Genomic DNA, 15,353 nt, shown 5'->3' with positions numbered 1-15,353 from the left:
CTCTATGCTGCAGCCATCAATCCCACAAACTAAACTTTTCTCTTCTGAATTGCTATCTAGTAGTTGAAAAGGGGTATCTATCATGTTATTGTTCTCCTTCCTCTGCTTGAATTTGTTTTAATACCGCTAACATGTATTCATAAGGCTGAGCACCTGAAATGCCATACTTATTGTTCAGAACAAAGAAAGGTGCACCTTGAACGCCTGACTGATGGGCTTCTAAGATATCGCGTTTGACTTCGTCAGCAAACGCATCTCCAGCAAGTACCTGCGCTGCCTCTTCTTGTGGTAGAGCGAACTCACTAATAACAGCTAGTAACACAGAATGATCCGCAATATTGGCATGTTCTTCAAAGTAAAGATGGTACAAGGCCGTAATGAAATTTTGATGATCTTTTTTATCTAAATACTTCTGCGACCATTTAATAAGACGGTGAGCTGAAAAGGTGTTGGTTGGGATAATCCCCGCCATATCAATACGAAGCCCTTCTTCATTTCCCATACTTTCCATGTGCGCAAACTGAGCTTTAGCTTGCTCAGTGGTCATACCGTGACTGGCAGCAAACTCTGTGAGCATGGTTTCACTTGTTTCTAAAGGCGCATTGGGATTTAGCTGGTAAGCTTTCATTATCAAATCTTCCGGGTTTAAACCAACAGCTGCCATAGCACGCTTCATCCGACTAGCACCAATGTAACAAAATGGACAGGCAATATCTGACCAGTAACTAATTTCCATATTTCTTCCTTCCTTTCTTTCCACTACCAAGAAGCTTTTTTCAACCCAGGAATGACACCTTGGTAAGCTTGCTGGCGTAAACAAATCCGACAAAGTTTAAACTTGCGGTAGACCGAATGCGGGCGGCCGCATGCCAAACAGCGTGAGTATTCTTGAACCGTGTAGGCCTTCTTTTTCCTTTGTATCAAAGCTTTTCTTGCCATTTAAACCTCTTTCTTCTCCACTAATTGACCCTTTTTAAAGATTAATAAACTCGTCAGGGTGGGCTGAATGCCAAATAAAGAAATGAGACGGGGCACTTGAAAAATATCTGCTTGGTAAAGCACCAAATGCTCTCGTTCAGCCGTGTCTATGAGTTCTTTTTGTCCAAGAGACGATAGACTGCATTGATTTCCTGAAACAAGAAGAGCTAGATTTTGATGTTCGGCTAACAGTTCTTCTAATTCGATACTAGACGTGACTGATTTCATCATAGGTTATCAATATAGGCCAATGTATCTAGGGCAGCAATGGCACCGCTGCCTGCTGCAGTAATGGCTTGTTGGTATTTTGGATCTTGCACATCACCAGCTGCAAAAATACCTGCAACAGAGGTCTTTGCTGTTCCTGCCTGTGTTTGAATATAGCCTTTATCATCCAATGCTAATTTCCCATCAAGAAAATCGGTGTTTGGCTGATGACCAATGGCCACAAAGAGACCGTCAGCCTGAATGTGCTCAATATCACCTGTTTCATTATTACGAACATCCAAACCAGTCATTCCCATCAGATTAGATGTAACTTTGACAGGCGTGTAATTTAACATCCAATGAATTTTATCATTTGCCTGAGCCCGTTTGACCATAATATCAGATGCGCGTAACTCATTGCGGCGGTGGACAACGGTCACTTTCGATGCAAAGCGTGTTAAATAGAGGGCTTCTTCCATAGCGACATCACCCCCGCCAACTACAAGGACTTCACGCTCTTTATAGAAGAAAGCATCACAGGTCGCACAAGCGCTGACACCTTTTCCGACGGCCTCTTCTTCGCCTTCAATCCCTAGGTATTTAGCGCTAGAGCCTGTTGCGATAATAACGGCCTTGGTATCAATGATTTCACCATTATCCAGATGTACCTTGAAAGGAGAAGATTCGCCTTCAATTTTTTGAACAAATCCAAAGGTCATTTCGGTGCCAAACTGTTCTGCTTGGCGGCGCATTGTTTGGACTAATTTATTGCCTTCAATCCCGTTTTCAAAACCTGGATAATTTTCTACGAGGGTTGTGGTGGTTAATTGCCCCCCCTCAGAATAGCCTGTGATCAATCGATTTTTCAAACCAGCTCGACTTAAATAAATGCCAGCTGTGTACCCTGCAGGTCCTGAACCTACAATAATTGTATCATACATAAATCACCTCATGATAACTGTGCTTGGATTTTTTCCATCAATGTTTGTTTAGGATGAACACCAACAAGAGCATCAACGGGTTTGCCATCTTTAAAAATCACCATTGTTGGGATAGAACGGATGCCAAAGAGATTGGCCAGATCTTGTGATTGGTCCACATCCACCTGAGCAATCGTTGCTTTTCCGTCAAAGTCCTTTGTAAGTTCTTCCACTACCGGTTCCATCATCCGACAAGGTGGGCACCACTGCGCCCCAAAATCGATAAGACTCACCCCATTTTGGATAGCTTTAGCAAATGTTTCGGTTGTTAGTTGTGTCGTCATAAAAAACTCCTATCTAAAATAAATCGCTACTATTCAATCATATAATTGAATAGTATAAGAATAAAAGAATGAATTTCAAAAAGGTTAACTTAGCCCTTTTAAAAATCCAATTTGTATCACTTAGTTTCTTTGAGATACTAAATAAGAAGCATTTCAAAGATATAATTCAATAAAATTGTTGAATAGGTTGAGTAAAAAAGAAATTCAACTTTTTTATTGAATAATTGAATTATAGCACACTAAATCTATTTTGCAATGATTTTGCTCACGAGTCTCCGGTTATAAGAAAAGAGGCTGGGACAAAAGTCCTAGCCTCTCAATTGTTTTTGGATTTTCGAGCAAGACGCAGTGGTTGAGTGGGCTCTACTAGACTGATTTCATCAGCTTTTACAACCCTACTCAACTGTGCGGAGGTGGGACGACGAAATCGAATTCTAACGAATTACCGATTTCTGTCCCCACTCTCAAGTTCTGAACGAGAGGATGCACCCCACTTCCAATCAGCAAAACTGCGATTGAGACTATAGATACTGTAGCCCAAACTCTGTAAATCCTGTGCTGCTAGGTTAGCATAGCCACATTGGCGCCCGCGACAATAAACAATGATGGTCTTCTCTTTGGGAAGCTGAGCTTTTTTTTGATCAAACTCATCGATTGGTAAATTAAGAGCTTTTGGCAAGTGCCCTGCCTCATACTCCTCAACAGGCCTTAAATCAAGTAGGAGAGCATCTGTCTTAGCTGCTAATTCAATTGCATTCGCGAGCTCAATCTGAGGAACACCAGCTGCCTCATCATAGGCTGACTCAATCGCTCTGACTTCTGCTAACTGTTCTTCACCGACGGCAAATAACAGAAGGACTAACTGGACAACCTTTTCAGAAGCCAAGCTATAACGGATAAAATTACCATTTCGACTCGTCACCACCAAGTGACTTTCTTTTAAAACCTGAAGGTGGCGCGAAGTATTGGCAACAGAGAGACCCGTCGCATGCGCAATTCCCTCAACTGTCTTTGGTCCCTGTGATAATATATTTAAAATATCAAGACGCTTCTCACTTCCTATCCCCTTTGTTAAGCGAGATAGCTCTTGGTAAATATTTTGTTTGTAATCAATCATTGTCTCTTGCATCAAATCAACTCCTTATCTATTCAATTCAATAGTATAATTCTTAAAAACAGTTGTCAACTATTCCATTCGAAAGATGTTGATACTCCTTTGTGGCAAAAGGGCGGCATTCGCCAAACAATAAAAAGAATACTTATCCTTAACATTTACTCATATTAATAGGCAAATCATGTAAAAAGAGACCTATCTCTGAAAAAATGAAATTTTTAACGAGCCGCAGTTTCTTTTGTGACATACTATCTATGTGCGACTATAAATTGTATCAAAATGATTTACTTAGAGCTCTCAACTGCCAACAATTTTCTAATGATTAATTTGAACATTCATAAAAATAGTCCACAACTACTTCTGTTGTCGCTATTATCTCAAAGCCTAAAACAAGAGACAAGAAGTAAACAGCATGCAAGACATACTCTCTGAACAGTTTGTCTTTACTTATATAGACACCAAAAGAAACGTCAATAAACCTTTACACGCTGACTATCTCAACAATAAGATGAAGACTATCAGAAAGCGATACCCTGAACTTGCACATGCCACACCTCACAAGTTACGCCATACAGGAGCAACTTTAGCTAAAGAATCCGGCATGAGTTTAGAAGCTATTTCCGAAGCTTTGACTCATAGCGATACAGGAACAACTCAGAATTATGTCAATACTTCTAATGTCGTTCCTATGGCAGTTGGTGAATTTGCCTTAAAATCACTAAAACAATAAGGTGAATTTTGGGGTGAACTTTAGTTTTTTGAACAAAAAAAGACATCCAAGAAAAAATTCTTGAATGTCTGTAAACGTTGATATAATCGTGTTGATTAACGTTTTGAGAATTGTGATGCTTTACGAGCTTTCTTAAGACCTGGTTTGGAAAGTATGAATTTCAGTTGGACTAAAAACAGCGTAATATCAAGACTTTTCTCCGCTTTTATAAAAGCGTTTTTCCAATCAAATTCAACTAATTTTATCTAAATGGTGTGGATTTTACCCCCAAAATTACAGAGAATGGAGCTGATAAACACTAAACGTTCACACCATTAGTTAAATGATTTTTTTCATCATTTTTCTTAGATGATAGAACTTCTAATTTATTTCTTATTCAAGCAAAAACAACCTGCTATAAGTAAGAAAGAGGAAGATACAAGAAAAACACGGCGTAAAAACCGATTCAGTTCATTGTCCTCAATCCTTGTCTGCTTCATTTTCTTTTACGAGATCGTTTTGTGAATCTTTTTCAGAGAGTTTTTGATCAATATACTTGTCAATGTTTTCATAAAATTCCTTGGTCGCTTCACTATCTAATGTTGGCGAGTTCTGAACTTGATTCACTTTCAATTGAACAGATTGAATACCGTAAGAGGCTTGTTTTTGGTGGAGTGTTTCTAATTCTTCTTCTGAAATCGGATCTCCAACAACCGTCAAGACCAATTCATTGTTACTTGACTTGTAGACTTGATTAATAACCGTATAATTGGCGAACTCTTTTCCTACAAACTGTTTGATCCCTTCTTTGCGCGCTTGTTCTATTGTCAGAGTAACTGCCGAATAGCTAGCTGGAAGAATCAACAATACAATCAAAGAAATCAAGCCAATTCTCATTTTAATGCTCAGCTCTTTAAATGAAGTTAAAGGAGATTTTCTCATCAAAATTCTTGTTCCAACAATGTTGGCTAGCATGATAAAGACACAGTTGATCAAGAAAAGATAGAGAGCCCCCAATAAAAATCGTACATTCCCATTAGCTAAACCATAGCCAGCAGTACAGATAGGCGGCATCAAAGCTGTAGCAATGGCTACTCCTGGCACGATATTGTTTGCTTCTTTTTTCCTTGAACCGATCACACCAGCAATCCCACCAGCAATAGCAATGAGAACATCCCAAATGGTTGGAGAGGTTCGTGCGATCAACTCGCTACTTGCATAAGACAAGGGAGAAATCCAGAAATACAGAGTCGAGACAAGCAAACTGACCAACACTTGAGTCAATAAAACCTCTAGAGATTGCTTGATTAAACGCGTATCAAAAATAGCTAAACCGAATCCCAGTCCAACAATCGGTGTCATGAGAGGTGAAATTAACATGGCTCCAATAATGACAGCTGTTGAATTCGTATTTAGACCTATAGAGGCAATAAAAATCGCACACATCAAAATCACTGTATCTCTTAATCGAACATGAAGGTCATCATATAATTTCTCACGGAATTCCCGTGTTGAATAATTGGCAGTCATTTGTCCTCTCCTCTTTCCTTATTTAAATCGGTATAATAATTAATAATAACAGCTGATAAACAGCCAAAAAATATGAGCCCATAAATCGTCAAGAAGACACTGGTAATCCTTCCAATCAAGGTCACAGCTAGGAGATCCCCGTAGCCGACAGTCGTCGAAGTCACAAAAGCATACCAAAGACCGTCTCCGTAATTTGTGATAGCAGGTTCAACTAGGAAAAGCACGCCTCCTGACCCAAAAACAAAGGTCACAAAACTCAGAGCAAACCGAGTAAAACCCGTAACCTGTATAATATGCCATAACATTTTTAAACGTCTCATTTGTTCTCCTTATTCATACTAGCTCCTGACCGAGCCGTTTTTTCCAATAATCAAAGTGAAGATAGGACATGATCTCCATCAGAGAAAGATAGACAAACTGATAGATCTGATTTAAGCTGATTATCAACTGATATTGTTTGAAAAATGACTGGAAGAAAGACCAGATATGACTGTCTTGAATCAGTCCCTTCTTAACATCAGACAGGATATTAGCTAAAGCTCCCAAGGACTGAAACGGTAAATCCTTGACATTTATATAGATCCGGTCCACCACATCATTCAGACTGGTATCTTGGATGGCATGAAATTCTCCAAAGAGAACTCCTGCCGCTCCAAGAGTAGAAACAAATTCCACCAAATAATTTCTGAGGAAATTTTCTCAACCTTTTCCCATAATGTGTTTAGTGCCATCCATAACGATCCCAACCAGAAAAAGGAAAGAAAACAAGCAAAGAAATTTTGCCGTAAATCCCAAAAAGCTTCAAGACTTGGTGTTGTTGGTTTTTCTAACTCTAAAATCAAGATGGTCATAATAATTGCTAGAACAGCATCTGTCAATACAATTAATCTGTCTTTCTTCATCGGATTGCATCCCCTTTCTTTTTTGTAACATTCTATCTTATCGCATAATATTGGATATTCTTTCATAATCCGACTACAAACAAAAATAAACCAAAAAGTCTGTCCCTATTATGCTATATTTAACTCTAGAAGTATTCATCCATCTAATTAATAAATATATCATATTTCACAATAAATGAATACTATCAAAGATTCATCCCCTTTCACTTCATCATTTAGTGTTGCTTAGATTTATCAAAAACAACCAAATTTGTATTAATTTCAAGTATCACCTAGTTACAAAAATTTGGGGTGAACAGAAAAAGCATCCCGTATTTTTGATACGAAATGCTTTCAATAAGTTTAAATAAGTTTTAACGTTTACTAAATTGTGATGCTTTACGAGCTTTTTTCAAGCCTGGTTTGGAAAGTATGGGTTTCAGATGGACTAAAAATAGCGTAATATCAGGGCTTTTCAGAACGATATCTACTAATTGATTTCATAAAATTTGAATCAATATTTTTTAAACGGGGAAATAGTTTAGGTCTCTAAGCATTAAAATAATACACCTAACTTTGGTCACCGTTTTTTAGTTATTCACTCTTTTTTCGGATAGTGTTTTTAAAGTTATGATGTAAAATGCCGCAATTAAAACACTATACATCATAATCAGAGGATAGACAATTAAGGATAGAATCAATCCCACTCCTTTAATTATTAGGTCAGGTATCAATAACTTCCTATATTGTGCGGTAGCTTCAAGTAATTCTTTCTGATCTATATTGGGTTTATCAATTACTTTATGTAAAAAACAGTTTGCTACCGTTGAAACAATAACGATCAGTCCATAAAAGAGCTGTGCCGTATGATTCATGAAATGACTACTAACTATTCCAGTAGCATAGGGCATAAATGAAACAAAAAATAAAAGATACAAATTCTTTCAAATTTCTCCCTTTTCAATTTGCCTAACTTGACCTGCATTACCTAGGTCGCTTTGCTTTAAATTATACTTTTTTCTTAAACATTTAATACGAGTAGGTATTTCTTGTGAGTAATTTTCATCAAAAAATTTCATATATAATCTCCCTATAATCATGGAAAAGTAGTAAAAATAGTTGTTATCCTAGTTGATTAAAAAAATCTCTGATTTCCTCATCTTTTATAAAATAATATATAATTTTCCCCTCTCTTCTAGTGTCCAAGATGTTTTGATTGGCTAGTTTACGAAGATGGTGGGAGGCAGATGCCATACTGAGATTTAATAAACAGGCTATATCGCAGACACAGAGTTCTTCGACGGCAAGGAGATAAAAGATGATATTTATCTGTTTATTATCGGTAAATTTTGATAAAATGCGAAGTGATTTTTGGACTTTTTCCTTTTCAAGGTAGTTCGTTGCGGTTGTAACATTTTGTTGATTTATAACATCCACTTGACAGATACTATCTTTTTTCATAATTTTTTCTCCTAGCCTAACACAGCCCATAGCATGTCAAAGCTGTTGTTTTCAATCAGGATATACATCCCCAATCCTAAATAGACAACGGCAATAAACCATCTGCTATATTTTTCCAAAGTTTCTCCAACAGAAGGGACTTGTGCTAATTTTTGGGCAGAAAAAACCAAGAGATAAATCATGACTAGAAAAGTAAGTAAAGTCACTATCAAATTCGCTAAATTTAAGGTGGTAAAATATGGGACAAAGACACCAATATTGTCAGCGCCACAACTTGCAAAAGTAATCATAGCGACTAGAAAAATCAGGTTTTTATTGTCTTTTCGCAAACCATCTTTTGCAATAGCTTCTCCATCAGAATCTCCTAAAAGCAAAACTTTGAGGCCTAGGAAAATTGGAATCAAACCGAGTAAACCTAAAATCTCTTTACTAGGAATATAATTTAAGACAAATGCAAAAAGCAAACTTAGGAATATTAGACTAACAGAGCCTAGAAATTGTCCTAAATAGATGTTAATGATGTCCTTTCTGCTTTTTCTTTTGGCAAAAAATAACATTAGGATAATAAGTAAGTCTACGGCTGTCCCAGAATACAGGATTATTGAAGTAACAATATTTTGAATCATAAAACACCTCATTCAAATATATTTTTGAATGTATTCTAACATTAACCTTTGTAGATGTCAACTTAAAATCCACCAATTAATAATTGCATGTCAATATTTGTATTGTGAAACTAGTTTCAGAAATATATAGTCTTAAAGTATGTCCACTGCCAATGGTTTTTTCAATATTTAAAAGGAGAGAACCAATTTGGTCCTCTCCAGGGTATAATTTTCCACCAACCCACTACAGTTGACAAAGAACCGTTATTCTCAAATGAGACAACTCCTTTTAGTTTTTATAACCTCAGCTTCTCGGTCTCTTACCTACTTTTAATAGAAAGACTACGAAGGACGATTCTTAAAGTAGTCAGATTGTGCAATATCGAAAGATTAGATGGGCTTAACCAATTTAACAACCCAAATCCAATTAAACTTCCATTTATTACAACTGTTTCTTGAATATTTCTTTGAATTAATTTCTGCAACGATTCAGATAAAGAATTCAATTCCTCGAAGAAATCTAAACGATTATCTAATAATAAAATATCACTCATCTGCTTAGAAATATCAGCACTTTCATTCATCACAACCCCAATATCTGCAAGCGTCAAGGCAGCAGAGTCGTTTAACCCGTCTCCAACCATCAAAATAGTTCGGCCAGCTTTCTGTAATTCCTGAACCAACTGAAACTTACCATCTGGTTTTAAATCAGTATAAACGTTGTCAAATGGCAGATCTTTAACCAACTCTTCTGTTCTAGCCAACGTATCACCAGTTGCCAGAATCAGTTTTTTCCCTTGGCGCTTTAGCTTTTTCAATGCAACTTTCGCCTCGCTTCTCAAGGGAGTGTGGATACAAAACATCCCAATTAATTCTTTCTTATAAGCCAAAAACAATAAATTGTAATGAGTCTTATATTGCTCAATCAAGGCCAGCTGCTCAGAACTAATTCTTACCTGTTCGTCTTGCATTAGTACATAATTTCCAATGACAACCGATTGACCATCAATTTGCGATTTAATCCCTTTGCTTGCAACATACTGAAGCTTGCCATGCATTTCTTCGTGTTCAATGCCTTCAATTTCAGCTTGTTTAACAATTGCATTGGCAATAGGATGATAGATATGTTCCTCCAAACATGCACTTATTCTTAAAATATCTTTCTCAGTATAATCTCCGAAAGGAAGAACCTTTTCAACCAAAGGATAACTCGTCGTGATGGTACCCGTTTTATCAAACAAGAAAGTATCCACTTCCAGATATTTTTCTAATACATCACCATCTTTAATAACCATTTCTCGATTTAGACCTTCCTTTATGGCCGTAAGGTAGGCTACAGGTGTGGATATTTTTAGAGCACATGAAAAATCCACCAATAAAAAGGAAATGGCTTTTGAAAACGAACCTGTTAACAGATAAGTCAAACCAGCACCTAAGAAGTTATATTTTACAACCTTGTCTGCCATCCTAATAAAATGACGTTGTTTTGTCTTCTTACTCTCTTCAGATTTTTTCATCAGATTGATGAGTTGCAAAATACGACTGTTTATCTGATTATCAGTCACACGAATTCTTAACTCTCCTGTTTCCAAAACAGTATTCGCACATACAGAATCTCCCTCTTTCTTTTCAACAGGGAAGCTCTCTCCAGTCAAGGAACTCTCATTGACCATGCCTAATCCTGAAACCACTTGGCCGTCAAACAAGATTTCATTACCTTGGGAGACAACTAATACATCACCTACTTGAACATCAGAACTCTTGATGCTGATGACCATGTCTCCCCGCACTAAGAAAACATCACTTTCTTTAGCAAGAAGGCTTTGTTCCAAATCTGTTGCTGTTTTTTTTAAAGACCACTGATCCAGATGATTACCCAAATCAAGCATAAACATGATGTTGCTAGCTGTCTTGGATTGGTTCATAAACAAGGACAACAAAATGGCCGAACAGTCCAAGACCTCCATGGTTAGTTCCTTGCGCGCTAAAGTTTGATAGGCTTCTTTGACATAACCCAAAGCCTGATAACAAGTCCAAATATAACGAATAGGGTAGGGTACAAAACTTCGAAACAGCAAACGCTTAATCGCTGCACCCGATACAATTGAATAAGCACTCTCTTCTCTACGAATGGGAAGAGTCATCAAGTCCGAAACTTTCCCCTTGTCAATTTTTTTTAAAAAGGCCTCTGCATTTTCTAATACAGAGAAGCCTTCTTTCATACGTAGAGTAAAGTGCTGCTGATCCATATAAAACTGAATAGAGTCGATCCCTTTTTCATCTTTAGCCAAGGAACGAAGATAATCTTGAATATCCAAGGTCAGTGAAAACGAGGACGATAATCGGATATGTTGATATCCTCTGTGTAGCACTTTAAAAGACATATTATTCACCTGTCAGGCTATCTAATTGTTCTTCTTTCTTTTCCTGTTCGTATAAATATTTAGCGTCTTGTAAAACATCATCACCGTGTTGTTTTACAACAGAAACAGATGCATCCAGTCCATCTTTCAATTTGTAAGCTTTAGCCAAGGCCTTAGAATAGCCTTTCTTAGCTTCTTTACTTGCTAAGACTTTCAAGCCAAGCGTCCCAAATGCTACCCCTCCTAAGAAGAGAGATGATTTTTTCGCAACTTTTACGACGTTTAATACTTCTTTTAACATGTTTATTTCCTCCTTGTAACTATTGTAGCGAAAAATGACAGCAAAAGCAATTGCTGATATCTGATATATAGATAAAATTCTCTATACTGATATTTAATTATATTATGATGAAAACAATATACTTTATTTTTTGATACTGTCAATAATTATGTGTAAACACTTAAGTAGAGTTACGGAGTGTTAATTAAATAAGCTTTCAAGTGTATCAGAACATTGACCAAACCCTTTATGGATTCGTTGACTTTGCTTGAAATTATAATCTTCAAACAACGTAACTAAGTAACGTTCCAGAGCCTCCTCATTAGGAAAAAGAACCTTCTTTTTCGTTTGATGTTTGATTTCTTTGTTAAGAGACTCAATGAGGTTTGTCGAATACATGCTGTGCCAAATCTGGTAGGGAAACTGATAAAAAGTTAAAAGATTATCCGTCTTCTCCAGACTTTCCATGACTTTCCTATACTTTGGTTTCCATTCGGCGAGAAAGTCCTCTAAAGCTTGTCCTGCCATTTCTAAATTTTCAGCACGATAAATCATTATAAATTGCCCCAGAATAACCGCTCTATCTGCTCGTTTCACTTTACTAGCTAGATTTCGACTAATATGAATTAAGCAACATTGTTGTTTAGCTAATGGGTGAGCCTGACTGATAATCTGCTCAAGCCCCTTAAAGCCATCTGTAACTACAAGAGAAATCTGTTGGATTCCTTGGTTTTGAAGCTTGTCTAACAGGGTGGACCAAGAAGCATTGTTTTCTTGAGGCAACTGTGCATAGCATATCTCTATGCGACTAAAGTCGCTAGAGCTATCCTAATTGCGCACCGCCAGTTCTCATAGAAAAAAACACCTTGCAAGATGCAAAGTGTTTTCGTTTGTATTCTGCTGTCCAGCAACGAATTAACGTTTAGAGAACTGGCTAGCTTTACGAGCCTTTTTCAAGCCTGTTTTCTAGTATTTTTATATCTATTGGCAGATTATCCGACTTATCCCCATCAACATCTGACTCTAACTCAACCTCTGAAGAAATCCTAATATTGCGTACTTTGATATATTCGATATTATTGTTACCTACTAGATCCCCTTTTTAATAAATCTGGGATAGCCGATAATTTAGAAATGATGGATGAATCCTTTAAAATCAAGATATTTCCATATTCATCTGTATTTTCATCAAATAGTTTTTTGTCTGCATAGTAATTGGATAGAAGAACTAAGACCTGAGTAGCTTCACCTTCATAATTGCCATTTTTGCTTTCAAAAGGTAATAATTGCTTGTTCATAGCTTGGCGAATCAGTTGCACCAGCCAAATTAATTGTCTTGACCGACGAATAAAGCGACTTCTTTCAAGGATTCGACCATAAGGAAACAGTTGGCAGATTCTATAAAAGTGTCGATGTGATTCGGCACGCTCATCAGACTCGCTACACAGAGCTGGTACATAATATCTGCTATAATTTTCTGGAAGATTTGGTCAAGCGGTCTTTTAGCCGTGTGACAGGCATACAGGAAAAACACTATTTATTTACTTTTTGCACGGGAGGCTTTAAGATGTTGCTGGACGCCTTTCTTGATAATCACTCAGAGTCGCCAGAGTGTCTGGGCTGGGATATGGCAAAGATATACCGCTGCCTGAAACTGTTCTTTGACGCTGATAAACGCGACATATCAATTAAAATGTCGCACTAAAATGATTGAAAAGTGATTGAAACTGTATTATAATGAACGTATATATTTAGAAAAGAGGTACTAACTATGGAAAACCTAGTAGTTTCAGTCTTTAACACTGAAAGCGAAGCTTATCAGTCCTTTGCGGATTTGAAGGCTTTCCGCCAAACTCAGACGACCAAGGTTGCTCAAATCGCCTTGGTCAAAAATGAAAACGGTCACATCGTTGAAAAAGAACGCTATGACTTTGAAGATTCAACGACGGATGCAACCCTAGAAGGTGGCTTGCTCGGTGCAGTTATCGGGCTTTTGGGTGGTCCTATCGGCGTCTTGTTTGGTTATGGTATTGGCAGCCTCTATGGTTTGGCTGCTGGTGATACCGTTGATACGGCAGAAGCTGGCTTGATTGACGTTGTGTCTCAAAAATTGATCGACGGCGAAACAGCCGTTGTCGCCTTGGTGCAAGAAAACAACGAAGCAGTCATCGATGCTTACTTCACCAAGTACGACACCCAAATCGTGCGTTGGGATGTAGCAACCGTCGTAGCCGAAATCGAAGCAGCTCTGCAAGTCCAAGAAGACCTCTACAACCAGGCACGTGCACAAATGAAGGCTGAACGTAAAGCCGAACGCAAGTCTAAACTTGAAGAATTCAAGGCAAATGTCAAAGCAAAATTTGACAAATTGAAAGCCTAACGTCTAAGCGTCTCATAAATTTAAATGTGACTGAGACGCCATTTAAAATTTATGTGCGTCGGATTCTCACAGTTAAATAATTGCGTTGACAAAGCCGTTACAGCCGTTCTTCCATTCTTTGAAAAGAATGTTTAATAGACAAGAAATCTGGACTAGTATTGGTCTGGATTTTTTTGTGAATATAGAGGTCATAGCTTTTTGACTATGCTTCGTTATAATTAGAAAAATTTTAAGTTTTATCAAGATGAAATCAGTCAGACGAAGACATCCCGAATTAGCACCAGCATCACCACACAAACTAAGACATACTGGTGCTACTCTTGCTAAACAAGCAGGTGTTTCTCTTGAAGCCTTCTCAGAAGCTCTTACTCATAGTGATAAAGAGATTACAAAAACTTACGTTAATATCAAAGATAAAGTCAATCAGACTGTAGGTGATATTGCTTTTCGTAGTTTAAAAAATTGATGGGGTGAATATGGGGTGAATTTTGGGGTGAACTTTGATTTTTTGAAACAAAAAAGACATCCAAGAAATAATTCTTGAATGTCTGTAAACGTTGATATAATCGTATTGATTAACGTTTTGAGAATTGTGATGCTTTACGAGCTTTCTTAAGACCTGGTTTCTTACGCTCAACTTTACGTGAGTCACGTGTAAGAAGTCCTGCGCGTTTCAATGAATCGCGGAAGTCTGGGTCTACTTGAAGAAGGGCACGAGCGATACCGTGACGGATAGCTCCTGCTTGACCAGCGTATCCACCACCTACAACGTTAACGAAAACGTCGTATGAACCTACAGTTGAAGTAACTGCGAATGGTTGGTTAATGACCAAACGAAGGTCAGCGTGTGGGATGTACTCTTCAACATCTTTTTTGTTAACAGTGATTTTACCAGTTCCTGGAACAAGGCGAACGCGTGCAACAGCGTTTTTACGACGTCCAGTACCTGCATATTGTGCTTGTGACATACTTTATTGTTCCTTTCCTTAGATAAGTCCTGAAATATCAAGAACTTCTGGTTGTTGTGCAGCGTGAGTGTGATCAGCTCCAACGAATACTTTCAATTTCATACCTTGAGCGCGGCCAAGAGTATTGTGTGGAAGCATACCTTTAACTGATTTCTCAATCAAACGAACTGCATTTTTAGAACGAAGTTCACCAGCAGAGATTGATTTCAATCCACCTGGGTGGTTTGAGTGAGTGTAGTAGATCTTATCAGTTGCTTTTTTACCAGTCAATTTAACTTTTTCAGCATTGATAACGATTACGAAGTCACCTGTATCAGTGTGTGGTGTGAATGTTGGTTTGTTTTTTCCGCGAAGCACGCTAGCAACAACTGCTGAAAGGCGTCCAAGAGGTACATCAGTTGCGTCAACAACGTACCATTTGCGTTCTACTTGGCCTGGTTTAGCCATGAATGTAGTTTTGTTCATGATTTCTCCTATTATGAATATCGTTTTTGTTTACAGGGCGGATGTTCCGGTCCGCGAGTTATTTGAAAGGTTCCGGGGCCTTACAAATGGGGTAAACAATACCGCCTACTATTGTATCAAATTTTTCAAATAAAAGTCAACCGATTTT

19 protein-coding genes and 4 pseudogenes are annotated in these 15,353 nt (G+C 37.7%); 3 read left to right on the top strand and 20 right to left on the bottom strand.

Annotation, left to right across the window (positions count from 1 at the left end; genetic code table 11):
- Window positions 1–85 precede the first annotated feature (85 nt).
- From D7D50_RS04830 to D7D50_RS04805, 6 genes are all read right to left on the bottom strand, one after another.
- Window positions 86–736, bottom strand: a complete 651-nt coding sequence (locus tag D7D50_RS04830) for a DsbA family oxidoreductase (RefSeq protein WP_120701632.1) — start codon at window positions 734–736, stop codon at window positions 86–88.
- Window positions 737–759: 23 nt separating this feature from the next.
- On the bottom strand, window positions 760–939 hold the full coding sequence (locus D7D50_RS04825; protein ID WP_120701631.1) for a type Z 30S ribosomal protein S14: 180 nt from the start codon (window positions 937–939) through the stop codon (window positions 760–762).
- Complete coding sequence (locus tag D7D50_RS04820) at window positions 940–1,209, bottom strand: hypothetical protein (protein WP_120701630.1); 270 nt, start codon at window positions 1,207–1,209, stop codon at window positions 940–942. It lies immediately after the preceding gene.
- The gene (gene trxB, locus D7D50_RS04815) at window positions 1,206–2,126 is read right to left on the bottom strand and encodes a thioredoxin-disulfide reductase (protein WP_120701629.1); all 921 of its coding nucleotides are present in this window, start codon (window positions 2,124–2,126) and stop codon (window positions 1,206–1,208) included. Before trxB ends, D7D50_RS04820 begins: the two co-directional genes overlap by 4 nt.
- An 8-nt stretch (window positions 2,127–2,134) precedes the next feature.
- Window positions 2,135–2,449: a thioredoxin gene (trxA, locus tag D7D50_RS04810; RefSeq protein ID WP_120701628.1), complete on the bottom strand. Its 315-nt coding sequence runs from the start codon at window positions 2,447–2,449 to the stop codon at window positions 2,135–2,137.
- Between the two features lie 442 nt (window positions 2,450–2,891).
- On the bottom strand, window positions 2,892–3,578 hold the full coding sequence (locus tag D7D50_RS04805) for an ArsR/SmtB family transcription factor (RefSeq protein ID WP_120701627.1): 687 nt from the start codon (window positions 3,576–3,578) through the stop codon (window positions 2,892–2,894).
- Between the two features lie 415 nt (window positions 3,579–3,993).
- On the opposite strand from D7D50_RS04805, the pseudogene D7D50_RS04800 reads away from it, so the two are divergent.
- A pseudogene (locus D7D50_RS04800) lies at window positions 3,994–4,293 on the top strand (tyrosine-type recombinase/integrase); the annotation flags it as partial.
- Window positions 4,294–4,752: 459 nt separating this feature from the next.
- On the opposite strand, the gene D7D50_RS04790 reads toward D7D50_RS04800, so the two are convergent.
- The 12 genes and pseudogenes from D7D50_RS04790 to D7D50_RS10190 all read right to left on the bottom strand — a co-directional run.
- Entirely contained in the window at window positions 4,753–5,802 is a 1,050-nt protein-coding gene (locus tag D7D50_RS04790) for a DUF389 domain-containing protein (RefSeq protein WP_120701625.1), read from the bottom strand.
- The gene (locus D7D50_RS04785) at window positions 5,799–6,122 is read right to left on the bottom strand and encodes a potassium channel family protein (RefSeq protein ID WP_001253404.1); all 324 of its coding nucleotides are present in this window, start codon (window positions 6,120–6,122) and stop codon (window positions 5,799–5,801) included. Before D7D50_RS04785 ends, D7D50_RS04790 begins: the two co-directional genes overlap by 4 nt.
- A gap of 13 nt (window positions 6,123–6,135) precedes the next feature.
- Window positions 6,136–6,477 carry a hypothetical protein gene (locus tag D7D50_RS04780; RefSeq protein WP_000397556.1) on the bottom strand — a complete coding sequence of 114 codons (342 nt, stop codon included), beginning with the start codon at window positions 6,475–6,477 and terminating at the stop codon, window positions 6,136–6,138.
- A complete protein-coding gene (locus tag D7D50_RS04775) occupies window positions 6,402–6,704 on the bottom strand; it encodes a TMEM175 family protein (RefSeq protein ID WP_004240734.1) in 303 nt (100 codons plus the stop codon). Before D7D50_RS04775 ends, D7D50_RS04780 begins: the two co-directional genes overlap by 76 nt.
- A 923-nt stretch (window positions 6,705–7,627) precedes the next feature.
- Entirely contained in the window at window positions 7,628–7,762 is a 135-nt protein-coding gene (locus tag D7D50_RS10340) for a hypothetical protein (RefSeq protein WP_023024363.1), read from the bottom strand.
- 43 nt (window positions 7,763–7,805) lie between these two features.
- Complete coding sequence (gene cadX / locus D7D50_RS04755; protein ID WP_000711078.1) at window positions 7,806–8,144, bottom strand: Cd(II)/Zn(II)-sensing metalloregulatory transcriptional regulator CadX; 339 nt, start codon at window positions 8,142–8,144, stop codon at window positions 7,806–7,808.
- 11 nt (window positions 8,145–8,155) lie between these two features.
- Window positions 8,156–8,770: a CadD family cadmium resistance transporter gene (locus D7D50_RS04750; protein ID WP_002911684.1), complete on the bottom strand. Its 615-nt coding sequence runs from the start codon at window positions 8,768–8,770 to the stop codon at window positions 8,156–8,158.
- Between the two features lie 299 nt (window positions 8,771–9,069).
- Entirely contained in the window at window positions 9,070–11,133 is a 2,064-nt protein-coding gene (locus D7D50_RS04745) for a heavy metal translocating P-type ATPase (RefSeq protein WP_002893754.1), read from the bottom strand.
- A 1-nt stretch (window position 11,134) separates the two neighbouring features.
- On the bottom strand, window positions 11,135–11,413 hold the full coding sequence (locus D7D50_RS04740) for a DUF6110 family protein (protein ID WP_002902306.1): 279 nt from the start codon (window positions 11,411–11,413) through the stop codon (window positions 11,135–11,137).
- A gap of 180 nt (window positions 11,414–11,593) precedes the next feature.
- A pseudogene (locus tag D7D50_RS04735) lies at window positions 11,594–12,184 on the bottom strand (IS256 family transposase); the annotation flags it as partial.
- Window positions 12,185–12,332: 148 nt separating this feature from the next.
- Window positions 12,333–12,666 (bottom strand): annotated as a pseudogene (locus tag D7D50_RS10230) (diacylglycerol/lipid kinase family protein); the annotation flags it as partial.
- Window positions 12,667–12,669: 3 nt separating this feature from the next.
- Window positions 12,670–12,813: pseudogene (locus D7D50_RS10190) on the bottom strand (IS982 family transposase); the annotation flags it as partial.
- Between the two features lie 350 nt (window positions 12,814–13,163).
- On the opposite strand from D7D50_RS10190, the gene D7D50_RS04720 reads away from it, so the two are divergent.
- Window positions 13,164–13,772 (top strand): DUF1269 domain-containing protein, encoded by a 609-nt coding sequence (locus D7D50_RS04720; protein ID WP_120701624.1) that lies wholly within the window; start codon window positions 13,164–13,166, stop codon window positions 13,770–13,772.
- 244 nt (window positions 13,773–14,016) lie between these two features.
- Window positions 14,017–14,238 carry a tyrosine-type recombinase/integrase gene (locus D7D50_RS04715; RefSeq protein ID WP_002893762.1) on the top strand — a complete coding sequence of 74 codons (222 nt, stop codon included), beginning with the start codon at window positions 14,017–14,019 and terminating at the stop codon, window positions 14,236–14,238.
- Between the two features lie 109 nt (window positions 14,239–14,347).
- Here D7D50_RS04715 and rpsI read toward each other — a convergent pair whose 3' ends face one another.
- Window positions 14,348–14,740 (bottom strand): 30S ribosomal protein S9, encoded by a 393-nt coding sequence (rpsI, locus tag D7D50_RS04705; protein WP_000075969.1) that lies wholly within the window; start codon window positions 14,738–14,740, stop codon window positions 14,348–14,350.
- A gap of 18 nt (window positions 14,741–14,758) precedes the next feature.
- On the bottom strand, window positions 14,759–15,205 hold the full coding sequence (gene rplM / locus D7D50_RS04700; RefSeq protein WP_023024367.1) for a 50S ribosomal protein L13: 447 nt from the start codon (window positions 15,203–15,205) through the stop codon (window positions 14,759–14,761).
- Between the last annotated feature and the right edge of the window lie 148 nt (window positions 15,206–15,353).

This window comes from Streptococcus koreensis (assembly GCF_003627135.1).
In the GTDB taxonomy this organism is placed as follows: Bacteria; Bacillota; Bacilli; order Lactobacillales; family Streptococcaceae; genus Streptococcus; species Streptococcus ilei.
This window is presented reverse-complemented; position numbering and strand designations above follow the sequence as displayed.